This is a genomic window from Micromonospora sp. CA-259024, assembly GCF_050936255.1.
GTDB lineage: Bacteria > Actinomycetota > Actinomycetes > Mycobacteriales > Micromonosporaceae > Micromonospora.
This window is the reverse complement of record NZ_JBNJND010000001.1, coordinates 3,832,949-3,855,151: the sequence shown is the minus strand read 5'-3', so window position 1 is coordinate 3,855,151 and position 22,203 is coordinate 3,832,949. Positions and strand designations below refer to the sequence as shown.

Sequence of the window (22,203 nt, the reverse complement as noted above, 5' to 3'; positions counted from 1 at the left end):
CAGGTGGCGCCGGGTCCGCCCGCCGTCGGAGGAGCAGACGATGACAACGCAGCGCACCCGGTCGCTCGGGCGCCCGACCCTCGATGCGGTCGCGGCTCGTGCCGGCGTCGGCCGGGGCACGGTCTCCCGCGTGGTCAACGGCTCGCCCCAGGTCAGCCCGGAGGCCCGGGCCGCGGTCCAGCAGGCCATCGCCGAGCTGGGGTACGTCCCGAACCGGGCCGCCCGTGCGCTCGTCACCCAGCGGACCGACTCCGTCGCGCTGGTGGTGTCCGAATCCGGCGAGCGGGTCTTCACCGAGCCGTTCTTCGCCAGCATCGTACGGGGGATCAGCTCCGCTCTGCTGGAGACGCCGATGCAGCTCTGGCTGGCCATGGCCCAGTCGCCGGTGGAGCGGGAGCGGGTCGAGCACCACCTGACCAACCAGCACGTCGACGGCGTACTGCTGCTGTCGTTGCACGACTCCGACCCACTGCCGACGCTGCTGGAGGAGCGCGGCCTGCCCGCCGTGCTCGGCGGCCGGCCCGCCCGGATGCTGCAACCCGGTGCGCAGCCGGCCTGGTTTGTCGACGTGGACAACGTTGGCGGGGCCCGGCAGGCGGTGGAGTACCTGACGAGGCAGGGGCGGCGACGCATCGCCACCATCGCCGGGCCGCAGGACATGGGTGCCGGCCTGGCCCGGTTGGCCGGCTACACCGAGGCGGTCAAGGCCACCGGGGCCGGCGTCAACCCCGACCTGATCGCGTACGGCGACTTCAGCGAGAGCAGCGGCGTGGCCGGCATGCGCCGGCTACTGGACGCCTGCCCGGACCTGGACGCGGTCTTCGTGGCGTCCGACCTTATGGCGTTCGGCGCGCTGCGTACCCTGCGCGAGGCCGGCCGGCGCGTGCCCGAGGACGTGGCGGTGATCGGCTTCGACGACGCGACGATCGCCCGACAGGCGGACCCGCCGCTGACCACGGTCTTCCAGCCGGTGGAGGAGATGGGTCGGCAGATGGCCCGCCTGCTGGTCGCCCGCATCCGCGGTGAGGACCTCCCCGCCTCCCACATCGTTCTGGACACCCAACTGATCTACCGCGCCTCCGCCTGACCCTCCCCGAGGGCTTTTCCGTTGATCATGAAGTTATTGCCCTGACACACCGGTGTGGGGGCAACAACTTCATGATCAACCAGCGGGGTTACGGGGTCCAGCGGCGGAGTTCGCGCTTGGCGAGGGAGTTGCGGTGGACCTCGTCGGGGCCGTCGGCGAGGCGCAGGGTGCGGGTCTGTGCCCAGAGGGCAGCCAGTGGGGTGTCCTGACTGACGCCAGCGCCGCCGTACCCCTGGATGGCCTTGTCGATCACCCACTCCGCCATCGCCGGGGTGCCGATCTTGATGGCCTGGATCTCGGTGTGCGCGCCCTTGTTGCCGACGGTGTCCATCAACCAGGCCGTCTTGAGCACCAGCAGCCGGGCCTGCTCGATGCGCACCCGCGACTCGGCGATCCACTCCCGGACCACGCCCTGCTCGGCCAGCGGCCGGCCGAACGCGATCCGCTCGTTGGCCCGGCGGCAGAGCAGCTCCAACGCCCGCTCGGCCATCCCGATCAGCCGCATGCAGTGATGGATCCGGCCGGGGCCGAGCCGGGCCTGGGCGATGGCGAAGCCGGTGCCCTCGGCGCCGATCAGATTCTCCGCCGGCACCCGGACGTCGGTGAAGTCGATCTCGGCATGCCCACCGTGCGTACCGTCGGTGTAGCCGAAGACGGTCATGCCCCGGCGTACGGTCACACCGGGGGTGTCCCGGGGGACGAGCACCATGCTCTGCTGCCGGTGCCGGTCGGCGGAGGGGTCGGTCTTGCCCATCACGATGAAGATCTCGCAGCGCGGGTCCATCGCACCCGACGACCACCACTTGCGCCCGTTGATCACGTACTCGTCGCCGTCCCGGGTGATCCGGGTGGCGATGTTGGTGGCGTCGGAGGACGCGACGTCCGGCTCGGTCATGCAGAAGGCAGAGCGGATCTCGCCCTCCAGCAGCGGCATGAGCCACCGCTCTCGCTGCGCGTTCGAGCCGAACTCGGCCAGCAGCTCCATGTTGCCGGTGTCCGGTGCCGCACAGTTGAGCGCCTCCGGCGCCAGGTGCGGGCTGCGCCCGGTCAGCTCGGCGAGCGGAGCGTACTGGAGGTTGGTCAGGCCGGCGCCGTAGCGCGGATCGGGCAGGAAGAGGTTCCACAGGCCGCGCTTGCGGGCCTCCGCCTTCAGCTCGGCCAGCACCGGGGTACGCGACCACGGGTCACCGGCGGCCGCCTGTTCGGCGTGCACGGCCTCGGCCGGGTAGACGTGCTCGGTCAGGAACCGGGTCAGCTCGTCGCGCAGCTCCTCGGTCCGGGCGTCGTACGAGAAGTCCATCACCGCTCCCTGGCGGCGGTCAGCCCGTGCGCGACCAGCGGTGCCACCATCTCGCCGATCCGGTCGAAGCCCTCGCCGAGCGTCTGCCCGAGCGTGTGGCGGTAGTGGATGCCCTCGCAGATGACCGCGAGCTTGAAGCAGCCGAGCGCCACGTGCCAGTGCAGCGGCCCGACGTCCACGTCACTGCGCCCGGCGTACCGGTCGATCAGCTCGGCACCGGTGGGGAAGCCGGCGCGCGGGCCGAGCCCGTCCGCGACCGGGTTGCCCTCGGCGGTGTCGCTGCCACCCAGCACATCCCAGTACGTCAGCAGCAGCCCCAGATCGGCGAGCGGGTCGCCGAGGGTGGCCATCTCCCAGTCGAGCACCGCGTGCACGACCACCGGCTCGGCCGAGGCGAGGAGATTGTCCAACCGGTAGTCGCCGTGCACGATCCGGCCGGCGTTCGCGCCCTCCGGGGCGGTCGCCGCGAGCAGGTCACGCAGCTCGTCGATACCGGGCAGCGGGCGGCTGCGCGAGCGGTCGAGCTGCCCGCCCCAGCGGCGCACCTGCCGGGCCAGGTAGCCCTCGGGGCGACCGAAGTCGCTCAGCCCGACCGTGGACGGCTCGACGCGGTGCAGCGCGGCGAGCGTGTCCATCATCGCCATCGCGAGGGCCCGGCGTCGCTCGTCGCCCAGCGGGTCGGTCTGTGCGCGGGTGCGGAACACCTCGCCGGGCATCCGCTCCATGAGGTAGAATGGCGCGCCGATCACCTCCGGGTCGGTACAGAGCAGCAGCGCGCCCGGCACGGGCACCTCGGTCGACGCCAACGCCGAGATGACCCGGAACTCTCGGGCCATGTCGTGCGCGGTCGCCAGCACGTGCCCCAGCGGGGGGCGGCGCAGCACGACCTCGCGGTCGCCGAGGTGCAGCAGGTAGGTGAGGTTGGATTTGCCGCCCGCGATCACGTCGGCCCGCAGCGGCCCGACGGCGAGACCGGGTCGGTGCCGGGCCAGATAGTCGGCGAGCCGGTCCAGGGCCAGCCCGGCGGGGGAGGCTGGGACGGCCTCCGGCCGCAGTGCATCGACGGCCGGGTCACTCATCCGACTAGTTGATGGCAGCTCGCTCACGTTGTCAAGGTCAGATTTTCCCCTCGGGACATGCCTCTGCAACAGGGACGAAATGGTCAACGACCAGGCTGGGTCCAGCCTGCCGGCCGCTCTACGCCGGCCCGCCGAGCGGAGGGACAGACATGTTGCTGCGAGTTCGGGTCACCCTGCCGGACCGTCCGGGCACCCTCGGCCAGGTCGCCCGCACGTTGGGCGTCTCCGGGGCGGACATCGTCCAGGTGGTGGTCCTCGAACGGCTCGGCGGGCGCGCGGTGGACGACTTCACGGTGGTCTGGCCGGGCGCGGCACGGGTGGAGCGGTTGCTGGCTGGCCTCGCGGCGATACCGGGCGTGCGGGTGGACGGCGTGTGGCGGGCGATCGGCGCGCCCACCACCACCGGCCAGGACGCGGAGCTGCTGGCCCAGGTCGCGGCCAACCCCGCCGACGGGCTGGCCACCCTGGTCGACGCGGTGCCCGGGCTGCTGGCCGCCGACTGGGCCGTCGCCGCCGTGGTGCCGGTCGACTGGGCCTCACGGACCGGCGGTGGCGGGGCGACCGTGGGGCATGCGAGCTGGCGTGCCCCCGTACCCCTGCGGCTGCCGGAGGTGACCCCGCTGCGCGGCCGGTCGACGACCACTCCCGACGGCACCCACCACGCGATCGCGCCGTTCGGCCGGGCGGGCCTGGTGCTGGTGGGTGCCCGCGAGCACAGCGAGACCCTCTCCGCCGCCGCGTTCCACAGCACCGAGGTGGACCGGCTCACCCAGCTCGTCCGGGCCAGCGCGGTGATCCTCGGTGACCGGCTGGACCTGGTCGGCGCGCCCCCGGTGGTCGCCGGCCCCTGAGCAGCCCGAGGAGTTCCCGGGCCGACACCGCTGAGCAACCGGGCGGCAACAGGCGGGGGTGAGGCTCTTACCGGGGAAGGGAGCCAACCATGACGTTGTGGCGGATTCGAGCCACCGTGGACGACCGGCCGGGTTACCTGTCGGTGCTCACGGCGAGCCTCGCGCTGCGCGGGGTCAACATCCTCACCGTGCAGGTGCAGCCCACCGAGCAGGGTGCGGTGGACGACTTCCTGGTCGACGCGCCGGACGCGCTCGACGAGGCCGAGCTGATCGCCGCCGTCGAGCGGGGTCGGGGCCGGGACTGCTGGGTGGCGCGCAGTGAGGCGCGCGGCCTGGCCGACCAGCCCACCCGGGTGCTCGGGCTGGCCAACCGGCTGGTGCGTGACCCGGACGCGACGGGCGAGGCGCTGCGGACCCTGCTCGGCGCCGACTCGGTCAGCTGGCGACCCGCGTCGACCGGCGTCGAGCGGGGGATCACCGACACCAGCATGCTGCTGGCCGACCCGGCAGGCGGTTCGTTCGCGCTGCGTCGAGCCGCGCCCGCCTTCACCCCGGCGGAGTACGCCCGGGCTCAGGCCCTGGTCGAGTTGGCCGCCACCGTGGCGCGCCGGGCCGCCGAACAGGTCACTCTGGTGCTGCCCGACGGCGCCGAGCTGGCCGTCCGGCCGGCCTGCGCGGACGACCTGTCGGGCGTGCTGGAGCTGCACGAGGCGTGCTCGCCGCGCAGCCGGCAGCGGCGCTACCTGGGCGGGGCGGTGTTGCCGCAGCCGGCCCGACTGCGTCGGCTGCTCGAGCCCAGCCGGGGGCTGACCCTCATCGCCACGGCCATCGACGACGGCGGTGCGGAGTCGGTGGTCGCCATGGCGAACCTGCTCGGCGAGGGTGACGAGGCCGAGGTGGCGCTGCTGGTGCGTGACGACTGGCAGCGGCGGGGGCTCGGCTCGGCGCTGCTGCGCCGGCTGGCCCGGCATGCCGATCGAGCCGGGTACGCGGCGCTGGTGCTGCACGTCCAGGCCGAGAACACCCCGATGCTGCGTACCCTGCGACGGCTGGACCGGCCCAGCTCCGCTGAGCGCGACGGCGCGCTGCTGACCCTCACCGTCCCGGCCGCAGGGCAACGGAAGGGCACCTTCTCGACGCCTGGTGCATAGGAGGGGCCCCTTGCCGTGCACCAGGCGTCAACAAGGGGCCCCTCCTCGCACCGCCGTCAGGTGGTGGGGTAGCTGCTGTAGTCGGGGAAGTTGCCGTAGAGGCGGCTGTCGCCGCCCACGGTGACCGCCTGCACCAGCAGGTCGCCGCCGACGAACGCGCCCTTCCAGGAGGCGCCCCGCCCGCCGAAGGGCTCGTCCCGGTCACCCCGCGAGCGCGGCTTGTTGATGCCCACCTTGAACGCCTGCAGGTCCACCGCGAGCTTGCCGGCCTCGTCGGTGTCGTCGCAGGCCAGCGACGCCACCAGTGCGCCATTGGAGGCGTTCATCGCGGCGAGCAACTCGTCGGTGGTGTCCACCACCACGATCGTGTCGACCGGTCCGAACGGCTCGGCGTGCATCAGCCGGGACCGGCCGGGTGGGGCGAGCAGCACCGACGGTGCCACGTACGCCGAGGTGTCCTGCCCGGGCAGGAACGGCGCGCCGGTCAGCTTGCCCCGGTGCAGGGGCACCGCGCCACCGCGAACCGCCTCGTCGACCTTGCGGTGCAGCTCGTCGGCCTTGGCGGCGCTGATCAGCGGCCCGAAGTCCAGCTCCGGCAGCGGGTCGCCGGTGGCCCAGTCGTCGCCGACGGCGAGCGGGTGGCCGAAGCGGACCGAGCGCACGACCGGCAGGTACATGTCGAGGAACTCGTCGACCAGGTCGCGTTGCACCACGAACCGGGGGTACGCGGTGCAACGCTGCTTGCCGTACTCGAAGCCCTTCTTGAGGTGCGTGGCGAGCAGGTCCCACTGGGAGAAGTTCCAGATGCCCCAGGCGTTGAGGCCCTCCTGCTCGATGAAGTGTCGCTTGTCGCTGTCGAGCAGCGCGGCGGCCACCTTGCCCCCGTTGGAGCGCCCGCCGACGAACGCCACCGCACCGATCTCCGGTGCCCGGACGAGCACTTCGGACAACTCCTCGCCGCCGCCGGAGACGAGGGTCGCGGGCAGCCCGGCCCGGCGCATCAGCGCGTGCGCGACGGTGAGGCAGACCGCGCCGCCCTGGGACGGCGTCTTGGCGATCACCGCGTTGCCGGCGAGCAACTGCACCAACTCGGCGTGCACCAGGACGCTCATCGGGTAGTTCCACGACGCGATGTTGCTGACCGGGCCGGGCAGCGGTTCGCGGCCGTCGGCGAGCATCCGGTCGATCTCACCCGCGTACCAGCGGACGCCGTCCAGCGCCCGGTCCACGTCGGCGCAGGCCAGCCGCCACGGCTTGCCGATCTCCCAGACCAGCAGCAGCGCGAGTAGGTCGCGGTGGGCGGTGAGCGCGTCCAGTGCCTCGCCGACCCGGGCCTTGCGCTCGGCGAGCGGGGTCTGGGCCCAGGCCCGGTGCGCGGCGGCGGCGTGCGCGACCGCGGCGCGGGCGGCGTCGGCGTCGAGTCGGGGCAGGTTGATGACGACGGTGTTGTCCACCGGGGTGCGGACCGGGGCGGGTTGACCGCCCGCCCGCCAGTCGCCCTCGACCAGGTTGTGCAGGGTGGTGACGCCGTCGACCTCGGCGCCGAACGCCTCGGGGGTGGCGGCCACCGCGCGGGCGAGGACCTCGGACCAGGCGGTGCCCTCGGCGAGTCGTAGTGCCATCGCGTTCTCCTCAGGGTTGACCGGGGAGCGGCGGCGTCGATGGCACCGCTGGTGATCGGTACTGTCTCGCGCCGGGTAGTGGGTCAGCAACAGTACGTTTGTATGGCTGGACGTTGTGATGCTCGTACGGGCCGGCGATCCAGAGGGAGGCACACCGTCCCAGCAGGGGGCATGTCGGCAACCGTATCGTCGATCATCGATGATGTGACCTAGCTCCGGGCGGCGCCGATCGGGCTGCCCGTCAGTGCGTACGGGTGGTCGAAGTGGACCGAGCGCCGGGTAACGCGACCGGCCGCCGGACAGTGTCCGGCGGCCGGTCGAGGCGTGCGGTGATCAGCTGGTGAAGGTGATCCGGTCCCGGCGGCGCCGCATCATCAGCAGGGCGCCGCCGCCGATCAGGGCGAGACCGCCCAACGCGATGCTGGTGGCAGCCGCGCCGGTGACCGGCAGGCTGCCGTCATCCTCGCCGCCGCCCGCGCCACCGGAGGACGGGGTGGAGGACCCTGCCGGGGCGGTCGACTCCGACGGCGATGAGGAACCCGACGGCGTCGGCGAGCCGGTGGTCGGGGTGGGGGTCGGCGACTGGCTTGACCCGGTGCCCGCACAGGTGTGGCTCAGGTTGAACTTGTCGCCCTCGCCGCTGACCGTGGCGGTGCCGCCGATCAACGTCCACCCCGCCGGGGTGAAGAGGTAGGCGTGCTTGACCTGCTTGTCCCCGCCGCCGTTGGCAGCGAGAAGGTCGGTGTACGGGTCCGTGGGGTCCGGCACCTTCACCGTCACGGAGGTGCCCGCCGTGTTCCGGTAGGTGAGGGTCAGGCTCTGGAAGTCGCCGGCCCGGTTGGTGGGCAGGACGAAGTGCCAGCCGTCCTGCCCGGAGGGCAGGGCCGCGAACCGGGGGTCCTTGCACTCCTGCTGGAAGTTTCCGGCTGTCGCGCCGACGTGGGCCGGGTTGAGTGGGACGCTGCCCAGTGCCCAGGCGGCCGGGGAGGCGATGGCGAGACTGGCCGTGGCGGCGGCCGTGCAGACGGCCGCACGTGCGAGGCGCCGACGCTGGGGCATGAGGATTCCTTCGGATTGATCGAGGGGGCGGCCCATGATCCCATGCACGGGACCGGTCGGCGACATCGGTCAATCGGCTTGAGCTGGGACGACGTGCCGGACAAGAAGTTGGTTCCGGGCCGACTTTCGGTGTGATCATGCGCGTGTCGCCGTAACGCGTACGGGCGCTGTGGCGCTGCGAGGCGCGCGGGCTTCCCAACCGGCGGTGCGCACATTACATTGGCAGTCATCCATGGGAGCGCTTCCATGGCACACACCGCCACCCCCGCCGCCAGTGGCCGTGCCGTCCGACGCCGTCCCGCGCCGGTGCGACCGCTGGCGGCACCTCCGACAGGAGACCGCCATGCGCCACCCCACCCGGCCGGTCCCCGGCCGCTTCCGGCCACCGGCCACCGACCAGCCCTGGCCACGCCGGCTGCTGGCCGCCGGCGTCGCCCTGTTCGCCGGGCTCGCCCTGGCGGTGGCCGCGCCGCCGTCCCGGCCCGCGTCCGCCGCGCCGGCCTTCAACTACGCGGAGGCGTTGCAGAAGTCGCTGCTCTTCTACGAGGCGCAGCAGTCCGGCCGGCTGCCCGACTGGAACCGGGTCTCCTGGCGCGGCGACAGCGCGCTCACCGACGGATCGGACGTCGGGCTGGACCTCACCGGCGGCTGGTACGACGCCGGCGACCACGTCAAGTTCGGCTTCCCGATGGCGTTCAGCGCCACGATGCTCGCCTGGGGCGCGGTGGAGTACCGCAGCGGTTACAGCGCGTCCGGGCAACTGCCGCACCTGCTCAACAACCTGCGCTACGTCAACGACTACTTCATCAAGGCGCACCCGTCGGCCAACGTCCTCTACGGACAGGTCGGCAAGGGCGACGACGACCACAAGTGGTGGGGCCCTGCCGAGGTGATGGCGATGGCGCGGCCCGCGTACAAGATCGATGCGAGCTGTGGCGGCGCGGACCTGGCGGGGGAGACGGCGGCGGCGATGGCCGCCTCCTCGATGGTGTTCCGGCCCACCGACGCGGCCTACGCCGACCGGCTGCTCGAGCACGCCCGGCAGCTCTACACCTTCGCCGACACGGTGCGGAAGTCCTACCACGAGTGCATCACTGACGCGACGAGCTTCTACCGCTCGTGGAGCGGCTGGCAGGACGAGCTGGTCTGGGCCGCGATCTGGCTGCACCGGGCCACCGGCGAGGCCAGCTACCTGGCCAAGGCGGAGAGCGAGTACGACAAGCTCGGCACCGAGAACCAGACCACCACCCGCTCCTACAAGTGGACCATCGCCTGGGACAACAAGCAGTTCGGGGCGTACGTGCTGCTGGCCAACCTGACCGGCAAGCAGAAGTACGTCGACGACGCCAACCGTTGGCTGGACTACTGGACCGTCGGGGTGAACGGGCAGCGGGTGCCGTACTCGCCGGGTGGGATGGCCGTGCTCGACGCCTGGGGCGCCCTGCGCTACGCCGCCAACACCTCGTTCGCCGCGCTGGTCTACAGCGACAAGACCACCGACGCCACCCGCAAGGCGCGCTACCACGACTTCGCCGTCCGTCAGATCAACTACGCGCTCGGCGACAACCCGCGCAGCTCCAGCTACGTCATCGGTTTCGGCGCCAACGCACCGCGCAACCCGCACCACCGCACCGCGCACGGCTCCTGGTGGGACAGCCAGACCGTGCCCGTCGAGACCCGGCACACCCTCTACGGGGCGCTGGTCGGTGGCCCGTCCGCGGCCAACGACGCGTACACCGACAGCCGTTCGGACTACGTGATGAACGAGGTCGCCACCGACTACAACGCCGGCTTCACGTCCGCGCTGGTCCGGCTGGTCTCCGAGTACGGCGGCACCCCGCTCGCCGGCTTCCCGGTCGCCGAGACGCCGGACATCGACGAGTTGACCGTGGAGACCACGGTGATGCAGGCCGAGCCCCGGGCCACCGGGCTCAAGGCGATCATCTACAACAAGTCGGCGTTCCCGGCCCGCGCGTTGACCGACGGCCGGTTCCGGTACTACTTCCGGCCCGACGGCACCGGCCCGGTGCAGGTCACCGCCGGCTACACCCAGGGCTGCCCGTCCCCGACCACCGCCCGGCAGTTCAGCGGCGACATCTGGTACGTCGAGGTGGACTGCACCGGCCACACCATCGCCCCCGCCGGGCAGTCGCAGCACCGGATGGAGGTCCAGTTCAAGATCGGCGTGCCGGAGGGCGGCACCTGGGACCCGACCAACGACCCGTCCTACCAGGCCACCGCCGGGCCGAACCGGAAGGTCCCGCTCTACTCCGGTACCACCCGCGTCTGGGGTGACGAGCCGGGACCGGTCGTACCGGACACCACCGCGCCGAGCACACCCGGCACCCCGGTCGCGTCTGCCGTCACCGCCACCGGGCTCACCCTGACCTGGGCGGCGTCCACCGACAACGTCGGTGTCACCGGGTACCGCGTCTACCGCGAGGCTGGCGCGACCGACCCACTCGTCGGCTCACCGACCGGCACCACACTGGCGGTGACCGGGCTGACCGCTTCGACGGCGTACCAGTTCTCCGTGGTGGCCGTGGACGCGGCCGGCAACACCTCCGCGGCGTCCGCGCCGGTCGCGATGACCACCGCGCCCCCACCGGTCGGTGGCACCTGCACCGTGGGGTACGCCACCAACGACTGGAGCACCGGCTTCACCGCCACGGTGTCGATCACCAACACCGGCACCACCGCGATCAACGGCTGGACGTTGCGGTTCAGCTTGCCCGGTGGGCAGACCGTCGGTCAGGGCTGGTCGGCGACGGTCAGCCAGACCGGAGCGGCGGTCACCGCGACGAACCCCTCCTACAACGGCACGCTCGCGCCGGGGGCGTCGGTGAGCTTCGGCTTCAACGGCACCCACACCGGCACCAACCCGAAGCCAACCGCCTTCACCCTCAACAACTCCCCCTGCACCCTCGCCTGAGCCGAGATCTTGGACAGTTGACGTTCTGGGGGAACGTCAACTGTCCAAGATCTACCTTGGCTGACGAGAACGGGGCGGCGACGGGACCCAGCCGGCCGCGACGAGGGCGCGGCGGACGGTCTCGGCGACCTCGTCGGGGCGGGCACGGATCAGCCAGGCGGGGAAGCGCAGAATCCGGTCGCCGCTGGTCCAGACATCGTTCTGCCTCCGCAAGTCGGCGGCCCACTGCCGAGCATCCATGTGGTGCGCACCGTCGATCTCCACCTGCAGCCGCCACTCCCGCCAGTACGCGTCCAACCAGCGGGTCCGGCCCGCCGCGTCCACCCGATGTTCCTGCAGGTCAGGGGCGGGCAGCCGATGGCGACGACACAGCCGCAGGAAGTCGATCTCGGAGAGAGCCTGCGCACCACCCGCGATGTCACCGACGGTTTGCCGGATCAGCCGCCGACGGGGAGCCCGGGGCAGGACGTCGAGCACGGCGTCCAACTCCTCGGGCAGCACCCGGCGTTGCTGACACCCCGCGGCCAGCGCCGCCTGCGCCTCGTCCACGCCGCCCGCCCAGCCCGCCGCGTCCACCAGGGCACGCGCCGTCGTGGTACGCGCCGGGCGGCCAAGCTGAAGATGGTCCGCCGGGAGGACCGACGTACGGTGCACCACGACGGCGGGCATGTCGATCGGCAGTCGACGCAGCGAGGTGCGCGCCGCGCGACGGGCGGCCGGCACCAGCACGTGCAGCGGCTCGCGCCGCAGTCCGCGTACCCCGGCCTCGGTCGCGGCGGTGACACCGGCCAGCACCGCGCCCGTCCCGGCGGCCAGCACCGCGACCCACAGTTGCTGGTCCCGGGTGAGCCGGCCATTACCGGTCAGCAGAATTCCTCGACAGATCGACCGCCAGCGTCCGGAGTGGATCCGACCGCGCACAGTGCCCTGGCTCAACAACTGGGTGGCCTGCGCGGTGGTGAGCACGCCCGCCTGCTCGAAGGCGAGCCAGTCGAGCGCGTCGGCGTCGTCGGCGGGAAGCATTCCTGGGACTCTTGCCGCAGCGCCGGCGAAGCGCGACCAGATCTTGGACACTTTCCGTTTTCCGGGGACATCAAATGCCCAAGATCTACGAGTGGGCACGGCGGCGTCAGCCGGCGAGGTCCTCAGCGAGCAGGTCCATCAGGAGGCCGTCGTGCCAGCGCCCGTCCGCGCCGCGCTCGTAGCGGCGCAGCACCCCGACCGGCCGGAAGCCCACCTTGGCGTACGCCCGGATGGCGGCGCTGTTCGCCGCGGCCGGGTCGATGGTGAAGCGGTGGTGACCGTACTCGTCGATCAGGTGCCGGGCCATGGTGCGGATCGCGTCACCGCCGAGGCCGGCACCGCGCACCGCCGGGTCGAGGAAGACGTCCAGGCTGGCGTGCCGGTAGTCCGGGTCCGGCTCGGCGTACCACTGGATCGCACCGACCACCCGGCCGTCGTGCTCGATCGCGTACACGTGCAGGTCGTCGTCGGCCAGGTCGGCGCGGACGGCATCGGTCAGGTCGTCGCCGCCCCGCCACCACCGGCGTACCTCCGGGTCGGCGCGGATCGCCGCGAGGACCGGCACGTCCGCGACCATCGCCGGTCGCAGGGTCACCGCCCGCCCGCGCAGCACCGGCTCAGCCCCGGATCTCGCCGTGCTCGACGCAGACCGCCGACCAGCCGACCGGCAGTACCTGCACCTTCATCCGGCGGCGGCACCGGGGGCAGAACCGGGGCGGCTCCAACTGGCGGGCCGAGGCGCAGGCCGGGTGGGGGGTGGCCGTCGCCGACTCACCACACCGGTCGCACCACAGCTCCGTCGTCGTCATGGTCGTCACAGCGTGGCGGAGAGGGCCTTGACCGGCATCTTCAGCTCTTCCAGCAGGTCCAGGTCGGCGGTCGCCGGCCGGCCCAGTGTGGTGAGGTAGTTGCCGACGATCACCGCGTTGATGCCGCCGAGCAGACCCTCGCGCGTGCCCAGGTCACCGAGGGTGATCTCGCGGCCACCCGCGTACCGCAGGATGGTCCGGGGCATGGCCAGCCGGAACGCGGCGATGGCCCGCAGCGCGTCCTTGCCCTCCACCACCGGGCGGTCGCCGAGCGGGGTGCCCGGGCGCGGGTTGAGGAAGTTGAGCGGCACCTCGTGCGGGGCCAGCTCGGCGAGCTGCGCGGCGAACTCGGCGCGCTGCTCGACGGTCTCGCCGAGGCCGAGGATGCCACCGCAGCACACCTCCATGCCGGAGTCGCGGACCATCCGCAGCGTCTCCCAGCGCTCCTCCCAGGAGTGGGTGGTGACCACGTTGGGGAAGTACGACCGGCAGGTCTCCAGGTTGTGGTTGTAGCGGTGCACGCCCATGTCGACCAGGTCGTCCACCTGCTCCTGGGTGAGCATGCCCAGCGACGCGGCGACCTGGATGTCGACCTCGGCCTTGATGGCGGCGACGCCCTCACGCATCTGCTTCATCAGCCGGGCGTCCGGGCCGCGCACCGCGGCGACGATGCAGAACTCGGTCGCCCCGGTCTTGGCGGTCTGCTTCGCCGCCTCGACCAGCGACGGGATGTCCAGCCAGACCGAGCGCACCGGAGAGGTGAACAGGCCGGACTGGGAGCAGAAGTGGCAGTCCTCCGGGCAGCCGCCGGTCTTGAGCGAGACGATTCCCTCGACCTCGACCTCCGGGCCGCACCAGCGCATCCGCACCTCGTGAGCGAGCTGCAGGGCGGCGGGCAGGTGCTCGTCGGGCAGGTTCAGCACGGCGAGGATGCCGGCCTGGTCGAGGCCGACACCGTCACCCAGGACCTGGGTCCGGGCCTGGTCGAGGATCTCTGGCATGGCTCGTACCCTACTAGGCCTGTCCGAGAGCCCCCGGTCGAGCCGAGACGGAGTCCAGGCGGCGGTCCGGCAAGGCGGATGTTCGTCTGGATACCGGTGTTGTATCCAGACGAACATCCAACGCGGCGTTGTCTGGACTCCGTCGCAGGCCGGCCAGGGGCTCTCGCACAGGCCTTGGGCCCCCCGATCAGCCGGAACGGCCTGGCAGCCGTCGACCCCCGCACACCGAGTGGATGCGTCGGGCCGGTGGCGGCGGGTGGTAATTTCGCCCGGCGGGTGTCGGCGCGACCGGCGCGGACAGCGGCGAAGGGGTGACGGTGGCGGACTGGCTGGCGGCGCTCGACCGCCGCGCGGAGTTGCGGGCGAAGGCCGGGCTGACCCGGCGGCTGCACCCGCGTCCGGCCGGCGACGGAATGACGGATCTGGCGGGCAACGACTACCTCGGCCTGGCCACCCACCCGGAGGTCACCGCCGCGGCCACGGCGGCACTGGCGGCGTACGGGCTGGGGGCGACCGGGTCGCGCCTGGTGCGGGGCTCGACCGACGCACACCAGGCGCTGGAGGACGAGCTGGCGCAGTGGCTGGGCACCGACCGTGCCCTCGTCTTCTCCTCCGGCTACCTGGCCAATCTCGGCGCGCTGCGGGCACTCGTCCAGCCTCGGACGCTGCTCGTCTCCGACGCGCACAACCACGCTTCCCTGATCGACGGCTGCCGCATCTCCGGCGCGGAGACGGTGGTCACCCCGCACGCCGACGTGAACGCGGTCGCCGCCGCACTCGAGGCCGCTCCCGGCCGCCCGGCGGTGGTGGTCACCGAGTCGGTCTTCTCGGTCGACGGTGACCTCGCCCCGCTGGCCCGGCTGCACGCGGTGGCCCGCCGCCACGGCGCGCTCCTGCTGGTCGACGACGCGCACGCGCTCGGCGTGACCGGTCCGGCCGGTGCGGGCGGGGTGGCCGCCGCCGGGCTGGCCGGCGAGCCGGACGTGGTGGTCACCGCCACCCTGTCCAAGGCGCTCGGTGGTGCGGGTGGCGTGGTCGCCGGCCCGGCCGAGTACGTGCGGCACCTGGTCGAGACCGGGCGGACGTTCATCTTCGACACGGCGCTGCCGCCGGCGGTCGCCGCCGGCGTGCACGCCGCGCTGCGGCTGGCCCGGGTCGGCGACGACCTGCGCGCGGAGCTGTCCGATCGGGTGGGGTTGGCGGTCGGACGACTGCGGGCGGCCGGGCTGGCCGTCTCCGCGCCGGACGCGGCCGTGATCTCGGTGACGGCCCCCGGGCCGGACGCGGCGACCGCCTGGGCCGCCGACTGCCTGGACCGGGGCGTCGCGGTGGGCTGTTTCCGGCCGCCGTCCACCCCGGACAGCCGCTCCCGCCTGCGGCTCACGGTCAGCGCAGGGGTGCCCCGGGCGGCGTTCGAGCGGGCCCTGGACGTCATCGTGGAGTGCGCCCCCACGAGCGCGAGGAGTGAGCCGGGTTTGCGAGCCCCGCAGTCGCGAGCCGGGGTGGCGGCATGACCGGGTGGCAGGGGCCGGTGTTGGTCACCGGGACCGACACCGAGGTCGGCAAGACCGTGGTGACCGCGGCGATCGCGGCCGCCGCGCAGGCCGCCGGGCTGCGGGTGGCCGTGGTGAAACCGGGGCAGACGGGTACGGCCGGCGGTGAGCCCGGCGACGTGGACGCGGTCAACCGGCTGGCTGCCCCGCTGACCGGACGGACCCTGGCCAGCTATCCGGACCCGCTCGCTCCGCTGACCGCCGCCCGGGTCGCCGACCTGCCGCCGCTGGAGTTGTACGCGGCGGTGGACGCCGTCCGTGACGAGACCGACAAGCACGACCTGGTGTTGATCGAGGGCGCGGGTGGGCTGCTGGTTCCGATGGGCCTGCGTCCGTCCGGCGAGCCGTGGACGATGGCTGACCTGGCGGTGTCGCTCGGCGCGCCCGCGGTGGTGGTCGCCCGCGCCGGGTTGGGCACGCTCAACCACACCGCGCTGACCCTGGAGGCACTCGATCGGCGTGCCGTGCCGGCCGGCGTGGTGATCGGCGCCTGGCCGACAAGACCGGAGCTGGTGCACTGGACCAACGTGACCGACCTGGTGCCGAACCTGCTCGGCGCGGTGCCCGACGGAGCCGGCGCGATGGATCCGGGCGTGTTCCGGCGTTCCGCGCCGGGTTGGCTCACCCCGGACCTGCACGGCGTACTCGACGACTGGCGGGTGTGGGCCGAGGAGAGCGGCTGAACACCTGACCTTGGTCGGTGTCCGCCCAGGTCGGGCTCGTTCCCGGTTGCGGGCCGTGGTCAGCCCGCAACCGGGGAGGCCGAACGTCAGAGCGCAGGGGACGTGGTCATGCGGCGGACAGGAACCGGTTGACCTCACCAGCGAACTCGTGCGGGTACTGGAAGAGGAACCCGTGGTTCGCGTCGGGGTAGATGATCAGCTCCGCGTTCGGCAGGTGCCCGGCGAGCAGGTACGAGTTCGAGGTGGGCACCATGACGTCGTGGTTGCCGTTCGCCACCAGGGTGGGCTGCTGGATCGCGGCCAACCGCTCGAACTTGGCGACACTGGGGATGCCCCAGTCGGCGATCGCCTCGGCCTGCGCATCCCGTACGGCGAGCGTCGCGGGCGCGTCGCGGTCCTCCTGGCGGGTGAAGATACGGCCGACGTACTCCATGCCCTTGGCCCGGCTCTCCTCGGACGGGGAGAAGAAGAGGTAGAGCAGGTCCTCGGCGTCCTGCGCCTCTCGGTAGGCGTGTGCCCGGGTCTCTTCGGACCAGGCGTGGAAGTCACGTCCACCCTCCGGTCCGGTACCGGCGAGGATGAGTCGACGCACCAGGTAGGGGCGCTGCAGGACGACACTCTGTGCGACGAAGCCGCCCAGCGAGAAGCCGAACAGGTCGACGCTGGTCAGCGCGAGTGCGTCGATGAACGCGATCGCGTCGCGAGCGAACTCCCGTACGGTGTTGGGCACCTGCCCGGTCGATCCGCCGACACCGCTGGCGTCGAAGAGGATGACCTCGCGCTCGGCGGCGATGTCGTCCACCAGGGCGGGGTCCCAGATGTCGATGTTGCCCCGGAAGCACTGCAGGAAGACCACGGGCGTGCCACCCGCCTTGCCGAATCTCCGGTATGTGTAGGTCGTCCCGTTGCCAGCCTGGATGGTCTGGTTCGGCGCGGTGAGCAATGACATGACTTCTCCCGTTTGATCTGATCCGGACGAGGTGCGCGTTCGCCGCAGCTCGGCGCATTCCCCGGGCGGTCGACGACAAAGGTGGCCGCGACCCACTCAATTAGATGACGACCGTAATCTAACACGGGCAGTAAGATTGCACGCGTAATCTAAATCTCAGATGCGAGGACGCCGATGTGTCAGCGCGAGCGGGGGCGCGGCCATCGGGAGGGCGCCACGCGTGGGCGCGGTCGAGCCCGAGCCCCGAGCCGATTCCTGCCGGCCGGGGCTCTCTCGGGAACGGGGTGGGACCTACCGCGATTGTGCGATGAGGGCGTCGCGGACGACGTCGAGGATCTCGTCCGACAACGGTGTGCCACTCGTCGCCCGGGCCAGTGTGAGCGCCCCGACCATCGACGTCAGATCGACGATCGCACGGCGGCGGGCTTCCTCGGCCTCCGCGTCCTGGTACTCGGCAACCTGGCCGAGAATGGTCTCCAGCCCGGCCACGTACGCCTTCCTCAGGGGGCCTTCGGCCGGCCCTCGGGCGGCGTCGGAGGCCAGCGCCGTTATGGAGCACCCGTTGCCCGGCGAGTCGCGATGCGTGGCGGCGAGGTACTGGTCGAGGAGCTCGGCGCGGGCTTCCGTCCGATCGGGGATCTCCCCGAGGAGCTTGTCCAGCAAGCTCTGGATCTCGTGGTGAGCCGTCCCGGTGGCGATGCCCACCAGCTCTTCCTTCGAGCTGAAGTGCTTGTAGAACCCGCCGTGGGTGAGCCCTGCCGCCGCCATGAGGTCCTGCACGCTCATGCCGGCGGCGCCGCGCTCCCGCAACAGTCGTGAGGTCGCGGCCACCACCTCTTCGCGATGCTTCGCCGCGTCGGCACGTGACGATCTGCCCATCGAGCGTCTCCTTCCGCGCCGTCCGGCGTACGAGCTTGTGTCGTTTAGATTAGCTCGCTAATCCAAAGACGGGATCGACGACCGGCGGGTCTGGGCCGGGGAGAGCAGCCTGAACACCTGACTTTCGTCGGTGTCCGCGCAGGTCGGGCGTGGGTAGCCTGGCCGCCGTGCGGATCGTCGACTCCTTGCCGCCGGGTTGGCTGCACCGGTGGCGTCACCTGCTGCTGGACGTGCTGCTCTGGGCGGTGGTCGCCGCCCCGGTCGGCTACGCCGAGGCCAGCCCGCCCTATTCGCGATACACGTTGCTGCTGCTGGTCGGCAAGCTGCTGCTGCTCGTTGTGGCGGTGGTGGCGAGTCGACGTCAGCCGTTGGTCCCCCTGGTGCTGGTGGTGCTCGGGTCGTTGGTCGATGGCAACTTCGTCTTCGCCATTCCGGTCTTCAGCTATCTCGCCGGGCGGCGCAGCGCCACCGCGGGTCCGGCGATCATGGTCTTCGTGCTGATCACGGCCGGCGGCACGGCGCTCAACCTGGGGCTGCTCGGCGCCGGCGCGGCCACCTGGTTCCTGCTCGCCTCGGTGCTGCTCTTCGCCGCCGTGTTCCCCTGGTTGGTCGGCCGGTACCGCCGCCAGCAGCAGGAGTTGACCGACGCCGGTCGCCGGCACGTCGACGCGCTGACCCGCGAGCAGCGGGGTGCCGCCGAGCGGATCCGGCTGCGGGAACGGGCCCGGATCGCCGGGGAGATGCACGACTCGCTCGGTCACGACCTCAGCCTGATCGCGTTGCGCGCCGCCGCCCTGGAGGTCGCCGCCGACCTCGACGACCGGCACCGGGCCGCGGCGGGGGAGTTGCGGGCCAGCGTCTCCGCCGCCACCGAGCGACTGCACGAGATCATCGGCGTGCTCCGCGAGGAGGCGGGCGGGTCGCTGCGTCCGAGCGGGGAGACCGTCGCCGACCTGGTCGACGGTGCCCGGGAGGCCGGCATGGCGGTACGGCTGGATGCCGCCCCGGCGGTCGCGGAGCTACCGGCGATGACCGATCACGCGGCGCACCGGATCGTTCGTGAGGCGCTGACCAACGCGGCCCGATACGCGCCGGGCGCCCCGGTCGACGTGCGCCTCACCCGCGACGGTGACCGGGTCGAGGTGACCGTCGTCAACGACGCTCCGCCGGCCGGGCCGCTGCCCGCCCCGCCGTCGCAGGGCAGCGGGCTGCTCGCCCTCGCCGAGCGGGTCCGCCTCGCCGGTGGGACGCTCGATGCCGGCCACCGCGCCGACGGCGGGTTCGCGGTACGGGCGGTGTTGCCGGCCACCGCGCCGCCGCCGGAGGCGATCGGGTCGGCGGCCGAGGTCGGGCTGACGTCATGGTCCGACGAGCGACCCGGTCCGGCGGAGCGGCCGGTGGATGCCGAGCGGCGGCTGCACGACGCCCGGCGGCGGGTTCGGCGCAGTCTGCTGGTGGCGCTCGTCGCACCGGTCGGTTTCGGCCTGGTGCTCTCGTTCGTCTACTACCCGGTGGCGACCGCCGGGACGGTGCTGGACCGGGCCACCTTCGACCGGATGCGCGTCGGCACGGCCCGGTCGGAGCTGACCGGGCTGCCCCGGCGGCAGTTGGAAGCCCCCTCGGCGGTTGGCCGGGCCGGCTGCGAGTACTACACCGACGGCAATTTCCCTCTCGCGGAGCCGACCTGGCGGCTCTGCTTCACCGATGGCCGACTGGTCAGCAAGGAGTGGATCGCCTAGTGGACACCGACACGACGGGGGCACCGCCGATCCGGGTCGTTCTGGCCGACGACGAGGCGATGATCCGGGCCGGTGTCCGGGCCATCCTCGCCAGCGATCCCGGCATCGAGGTGGTTGCCGAGGCCGGCGACGGGCACACGGCGGTGGAGCTGGTCCGAGCCCACCGACCCCGGGTCGCGCTGCTGGACATCCGGATGCCGCGGCTGGACGGGTTGGCGGCCGCCGCCGAGATCCGCCGGGTCGTGCCGGACACCGCGACGATCATGCTGACCACGTTCGGCGAGGACGACCACGTGGCGCGGGCACTCGGGCACGGTGCCAGCGGCTTCCTGCTCAAGGCCGGCGACCCGCGTGAACTGATCGCCGGTGTGCACGCCGTCGCCGACGGCGGTGCGTACCTGTCGCCTCGGGTGGCTCGCCGGGTGATCGAGCTGGGCGCCGGGCGGCTGGCCCGCCGGCCCGCCGCGCGGGACCGTACCGCCGGACTGACCGAGCGGGAACGGGAGGTGCTGGCCCTGGTCGGTGCGGGGCTGTCCAACGCCGAGATCGCCCGCCGGCTGCACCTGGTGGAGGGCACCGTGAAGAGCTACCTGACCAGCATTTTCACCCGGCTGGACGTGCGCAACCGGGTGCAGGCGGCGATCCTCGCGTACGAGGCGGGCCTGGTCGACGGCTGAGCGGGAGCCCGTACGGCCCCCGCTCAGCCCACGCCTCTACGCGTCGCGGCGGCGCAGCGCGGCGCGGCCCAGCAGCAACGCGGCACCGGCCCACCCGGCGAGCAGGAGCAGCCCGACCAGGCTCGGGTACGGGTCGCTGTCGCCGGCCAGGAAGTGGCCGCCGGCCACACCGGGGAACACGTCGGCGATCCGGTTCAGCACGTCGATGTCCGGCTCCTGCAGCGACAGCGGCACGATCATCAGGGTGGCGAGGAGCACGGTGATCGTGAGCACCGCGCTACGCAGCGCGGCGCCGAGGCCCAGGGCGAGCACGCCGACCAGCGCCAGGTAGGTCGCCACCGCCACGATGTCGCCGAACGTGCCGGCGGCCGGGGCGCTGCCCCACTCGCCGAGCACCGGCCGGGCGACCAGGGCGCCGACACCGCCGAGCAGCAGCCCGAGGGCGAAGGTGACCGTGCCGGCGACCACGGCCTTGGCCAGCAGCACGCGACCGCGCGACGGGGTGCACTGCAACGTCGTCCGGATGGTGCCACTGGTGAACTCGGCGGTGATCGCCAGCAGGCCCAGCGCCAACACCACGTACTGGGTCAGCTCGACCGAGTCGATCAGCACGCTCCCGACGGTGACGATTCCCCGGTCGTCGGCCGGGTCGTCGTTGGTGTTGGCGTTGGCGGCGTAGATGGCCAGTTGGCCCGCGCTCGCGGCCATCACCAGCAACCCGGCCAGTGCCGTCCACCAGGTGCTCCGCACCGAGGAGAGCTTGGTCCACTCGGCGGCCACGGCGCCACTGCGGGTACTGGTGCTCATCGCGCCCCACCTCCGGTCGGGCCGCCCGCGTACTCGACGCTGTCGGCGGTCAGGTCCATGAACGCCTGCTCCAGCGACGCGCCGTGCGGGCTCAGCTCGTGCAGTCGTATCCCCAGCTCGTACGCGAGGTCCCCGACCCGCTCGGCGGTGGTACCGGTGACGGTCAGCTCGTTCCGGTCGGCCGCCTCGACGGTCGCCCCGGCGGCGGTGAGGCGCGCGGCGAGGGTGGACAGTCCGTCCGGGTGCGGGCTGCGGACCCGGACCGCGACCGTACTGCCGGCGATGACCTCGTCGATCGGCGCGTCGGCGAGCAGTCGTCCCCGGCCGATCACCACGAGCTGGTCGGCGGTGAGCTGCATCTCGCTCATCAGGTGGCTGGAGACGAAGACCGTCCGCCCCTGGTCGGCCAGTGAGCGCGTCAGTTGCCGTACCCAGCGCACCCCGTCCGGGTCGAGGCCGTTCACCGGCTCGTCGAACATCACCACCGGCGGGTCGCCGAGCAGCGCGCCGGCGATGCCGAGCCGTTGACCCATGCCGAGGGAGAGGGTCCGCCCTGGTTTCCCGGCAGCGCGTCCGTCCAGCCCGACGGCGTCCAGCACCTCGTCGACCCGGCGGGCGGGGATGCCGTTGCTGTGGGCCATGGCGAGCAGGTGTGCCCGGCCGGACCGGGCCGGGTGGATGGCCCGGGCGTCGAGCAGCGCGCCGACCTCGTGCAGCGGCCGGCGCAACTCCCGGTACGCGCGCCCGCCGACCAGCGCCTGCCCGGCGGTGGGCCGGTCCAACCCGAGGATCATCCGCATGGTGGTGGACTTGCCGGCGCCGTTGGGGCCGAGGAAGCCGGTGACCCGGCCGGGCGCGATGTCGACGGTCAACGCGTCGACCGCGACGGTCGCCCCGAACCGTTTCGTCAACCCACGTAATGTGATCATGCGCTGACGCTAGGCGCACGGCCCCTTGCCCCACCGCGCCCGAACGGCGCCACCCGACCCTGACTTTCGTCAT

The 22,203-nt window shown here is 72.5% G+C and carries 19 protein-coding genes and 1 pseudogene; 8 read left to right on the top strand and 12 right to left on the bottom strand.

The features are described from left to right. The first annotated feature begins 40 nt into the window (after positions 1-40). On the top strand, positions 41-1,087 hold the full coding sequence (locus tag ACQEUX_RS16990) for a LacI family DNA-binding transcriptional regulator (protein WP_433048257.1): 1,047 nt from the start codon (positions 41-43) through the stop codon (positions 1,085-1,087). Positions 1,088-1,175: 88 nt separating this feature from the next. Here ACQEUX_RS16990 and ACQEUX_RS16985 read toward each other — a convergent pair whose 3' ends face one another. After that, entirely contained in the window at positions 1,176-2,387 is a 1,212-nt protein-coding gene (locus ACQEUX_RS16985) for an acyl-CoA dehydrogenase family protein (protein ID WP_433048254.1), read from the bottom strand. After that, a complete protein-coding gene (locus tag ACQEUX_RS16980; RefSeq protein ID WP_433048251.1) occupies positions 2,387-3,466 on the bottom strand; it encodes a phosphotransferase family protein in 1,080 nt (359 codons plus the stop codon). The genes ACQEUX_RS16985 and ACQEUX_RS16980 overlap by 1 nt, the downstream gene beginning before the upstream one ends. Positions 3,467-3,615: 149 nt before the next feature. Here ACQEUX_RS16980 and ACQEUX_RS16975 point away from each other — a divergent pair, with 149 nt between their 5' ends. Both ACQEUX_RS16975 and ACQEUX_RS16970 read left to right on the top strand, forming a co-directional pair. Continuing rightward, complete coding sequence (locus ACQEUX_RS16975; protein WP_433048248.1) at positions 3,616-4,317, top strand: amino acid-binding protein; 702 nt, start codon at positions 3,616-3,618, stop codon at positions 4,315-4,317. 89 nt (positions 4,318-4,406) lie between these two features. After that, entirely contained in the window at positions 4,407-5,468 is a 1,062-nt protein-coding gene (locus tag ACQEUX_RS16970; RefSeq protein ID WP_433048245.1) for a GNAT family N-acetyltransferase, read from the top strand. 56 nt (positions 5,469-5,524) lie between these two features. On the opposite strand, the gene ACQEUX_RS16965 is transcribed toward ACQEUX_RS16970, so the two are convergent. Then, a complete protein-coding gene (locus ACQEUX_RS16965) occupies positions 5,525-7,090 on the bottom strand; it encodes an aldehyde dehydrogenase family protein (protein WP_433048242.1) in 1,566 nt (521 codons plus the stop codon). A 333-nt stretch (positions 7,091-7,423) separates the two neighbouring features. After that, a complete protein-coding gene (locus ACQEUX_RS16960) occupies positions 7,424-8,149 on the bottom strand; it encodes an LPXTG cell wall anchor domain-containing protein (RefSeq protein WP_433048239.1) in 726 nt (241 codons plus the stop codon). Between the two features lie 343 nt (positions 8,150-8,492). Between ACQEUX_RS16960 and ACQEUX_RS16955 the strand changes: the two genes are divergently transcribed. Next, the gene (locus ACQEUX_RS16955; protein WP_433048236.1) at positions 8,493-11,081 is read left to right on the top strand and encodes a glycoside hydrolase family 9 protein; all 2,589 of its coding nucleotides are present in this window, start codon (positions 8,493-8,495) and stop codon (positions 11,079-11,081) included. Between the two features lie 51 nt (positions 11,082-11,132). Here ACQEUX_RS16955 and ACQEUX_RS16950 read toward each other — a convergent pair whose 3' ends face one another. The 4 genes from ACQEUX_RS16950 to bioB all read right to left on the bottom strand — a co-directional run bounded on the left by ACQEUX_RS16950 (position 11,133) and on the right by bioB (position 13,914). Next, on the bottom strand, positions 11,133-12,104 hold the full coding sequence (locus ACQEUX_RS16950) for a hypothetical protein (protein WP_433048233.1): 972 nt from the start codon (positions 12,102-12,104) through the stop codon (positions 11,133-11,135). Positions 12,105-12,210: 106 nt separating this feature from the next. Continuing rightward, a complete protein-coding gene (locus tag ACQEUX_RS16945) occupies positions 12,211-12,717 on the bottom strand; it encodes a GNAT family N-acetyltransferase (RefSeq protein WP_433048230.1) in 507 nt (168 codons plus the stop codon). Between the two features lie 4 nt (positions 12,718-12,721). Continuing rightward, on the bottom strand, positions 12,722-12,913 hold the full coding sequence (locus tag ACQEUX_RS16940; RefSeq protein WP_433048227.1) for a hypothetical protein: 192 nt from the start codon (positions 12,911-12,913) through the stop codon (positions 12,722-12,724). Positions 12,914-12,918: 5 nt separating this feature from the next. Further along, positions 12,919-13,914 (bottom strand): biotin synthase BioB, encoded by a 996-nt coding sequence (gene bioB / locus ACQEUX_RS16935; protein ID WP_433048224.1) that lies wholly within the window; start codon positions 13,912-13,914, stop codon positions 12,919-12,921. A 317-nt stretch (positions 13,915-14,231) separates the two neighbouring features. On the opposite strand from bioB, the pseudogene ACQEUX_RS16930 reads away from it, so the two are divergent. Then, positions 14,232-15,365, top strand: a pseudogene (locus ACQEUX_RS16930) (8-amino-7-oxononanoate synthase); the annotation flags it as partial. Between the two features lie 59 nt (positions 15,366-15,424). Further along, positions 15,425-16,150: a dethiobiotin synthase gene (bioD, locus tag ACQEUX_RS16925; protein WP_433048221.1), complete on the top strand. Its 726-nt coding sequence runs from the start codon at positions 15,425-15,427 to the stop codon at positions 16,148-16,150. A 106-nt stretch (positions 16,151-16,256) separates the two neighbouring features. Here bioD and ACQEUX_RS16920 read toward each other — a convergent pair whose 3' ends face one another. Together ACQEUX_RS16920 and ACQEUX_RS16915 are read right to left on the bottom strand one after the other, a co-directional pair. Beyond that, on the bottom strand, positions 16,257-17,099 hold the full coding sequence (locus tag ACQEUX_RS16920; protein WP_433048218.1) for an alpha/beta fold hydrolase: 843 nt from the start codon (positions 17,097-17,099) through the stop codon (positions 16,257-16,259). Between the two features lie 291 nt (positions 17,100-17,390). Beyond that, positions 17,391-17,978, bottom strand: a complete 588-nt coding sequence (locus ACQEUX_RS16915; protein WP_433048215.1) for a TetR/AcrR family transcriptional regulator — start codon at positions 17,976-17,978, stop codon at positions 17,391-17,393. 167 nt (positions 17,979-18,145) lie between these two features. Between ACQEUX_RS16915 and ACQEUX_RS16910 the strand changes: the two genes are divergently transcribed. Both ACQEUX_RS16910 and ACQEUX_RS16905 read left to right on the top strand, forming a co-directional pair. After that, on the top strand, positions 18,146-19,717 hold the full coding sequence (locus ACQEUX_RS16910) for a sensor histidine kinase (protein WP_433048212.1): 1,572 nt from the start codon (positions 18,146-18,148) through the stop codon (positions 19,715-19,717). Further along, positions 19,717-20,394 (top strand): response regulator, encoded by a 678-nt coding sequence (locus ACQEUX_RS16905; RefSeq protein WP_433048209.1) that lies wholly within the window; start codon positions 19,717-19,719, stop codon positions 20,392-20,394. The genes ACQEUX_RS16910 and ACQEUX_RS16905 overlap by 1 nt, the downstream gene beginning before the upstream one ends. 36 nt (positions 20,395-20,430) lie before the next feature. Here ACQEUX_RS16905 and ACQEUX_RS16900 read toward each other — a convergent pair whose 3' ends face one another. Both ACQEUX_RS16900 and ACQEUX_RS16895 read right to left on the bottom strand, forming a co-directional pair. Then, positions 20,431-21,201, bottom strand: coding sequence for an ABC transporter permease subunit (locus tag ACQEUX_RS16900; protein ID WP_433048206.1), 771 nt, complete (start codon positions 21,199-21,201; stop codon positions 20,431-20,433). After that, positions 21,198-22,130, bottom strand: coding sequence for an ABC transporter ATP-binding protein (locus tag ACQEUX_RS16895; RefSeq protein WP_433048203.1), 933 nt, complete (start codon positions 22,128-22,130; stop codon positions 21,198-21,200). Before ACQEUX_RS16895 ends, ACQEUX_RS16900 begins: the two co-directional genes overlap by 4 nt. Positions 22,131-22,203: the final 73 nt, after the last annotated feature.

Excerpts from the sequence above, each read along its gene's own strand:
- ACQEUX_RS16900 (WP_433048206.1), bottom strand. The coding sequence starts at position 21,201 with ATGAGCACCAGTACCCGCAGTGGCGCCGTGGCCGCCGAGTGGACCAAG.
- ACQEUX_RS16980 (WP_433048251.1), bottom strand. The coding sequence starts at position 3,466 with ATGAGTGACCCGGCCGTCGATGCACTGCGGCCGGAGGCCGTCCCAGCC.
- ACQEUX_RS16920 (WP_433048218.1), bottom strand. The coding sequence starts at position 17,099 with ATGTCATTGCTCACCGCGCCGAACCAGACCATCCAGGCTGGCAACGGG.
- ACQEUX_RS16940 (WP_433048227.1), bottom strand. The coding sequence starts at position 12,913 with ATGACGACGACGGAGCTGTGGTGCGACCGGTGTGGTGAGTCGGCGACG.
- ACQEUX_RS16960 (WP_433048239.1), bottom strand. The coding sequence starts at position 8,149 with ATGCCCCAGCGTCGGCGCCTCGCACGTGCGGCCGTCTGCACGGCCGCC.
- ACQEUX_RS16975 (WP_433048248.1), top strand. The coding sequence starts at position 3,616 with ATGTTGCTGCGAGTTCGGGTCACCCTGCCGGACCGTCCGGGCACCCTC.
- ACQEUX_RS16990 (WP_433048257.1), top strand. The coding sequence starts at position 41 with ATGACAACGCAGCGCACCCGGTCGCTCGGGCGCCCGACCCTCGATGCG.
- ACQEUX_RS16985 (WP_433048254.1), bottom strand. The coding sequence starts at position 2,387 with ATGGACTTCTCGTACGACGCCCGGACCGAGGAGCTGCGCGACGAGCTG.
- ACQEUX_RS16915 (WP_433048215.1), bottom strand. The coding sequence starts at position 17,978 with ATGGGCAGATCGTCACGTGCCGACGCGGCGAAGCATCGCGAAGAGGTG.
- bioB (WP_433048224.1), bottom strand. The coding sequence starts at position 13,914 with ATGCCAGAGATCCTCGACCAGGCCCGGACCCAGGTCCTGGGTGACGGT.
- ACQEUX_RS16950 (WP_433048233.1), bottom strand. The coding sequence starts at position 12,104 with ATGCTTCCCGCCGACGACGCCGACGCGCTCGACTGGCTCGCCTTCGAG.
- ACQEUX_RS16955 (WP_433048236.1), top strand. The coding sequence starts at position 8,493 with ATGCGCCACCCCACCCGGCCGGTCCCCGGCCGCTTCCGGCCACCGGCC.
- ACQEUX_RS16895 (WP_433048203.1), bottom strand. The coding sequence starts at position 22,130 with ATGATCACATTACGTGGGTTGACGAAACGGTTCGGGGCGACCGTCGCG.
- ACQEUX_RS16970 (WP_433048245.1), top strand. The coding sequence starts at position 4,407 with ATGACGTTGTGGCGGATTCGAGCCACCGTGGACGACCGGCCGGGTTAC.
- bioD (WP_433048221.1), top strand. The coding sequence starts at position 15,425 with ATGACCGGGTGGCAGGGGCCGGTGTTGGTCACCGGGACCGACACCGAG.
- ACQEUX_RS16965 (WP_433048242.1), bottom strand. The coding sequence starts at position 7,090 with ATGGCACTACGACTCGCCGAGGGCACCGCCTGGTCCGAGGTCCTCGCC.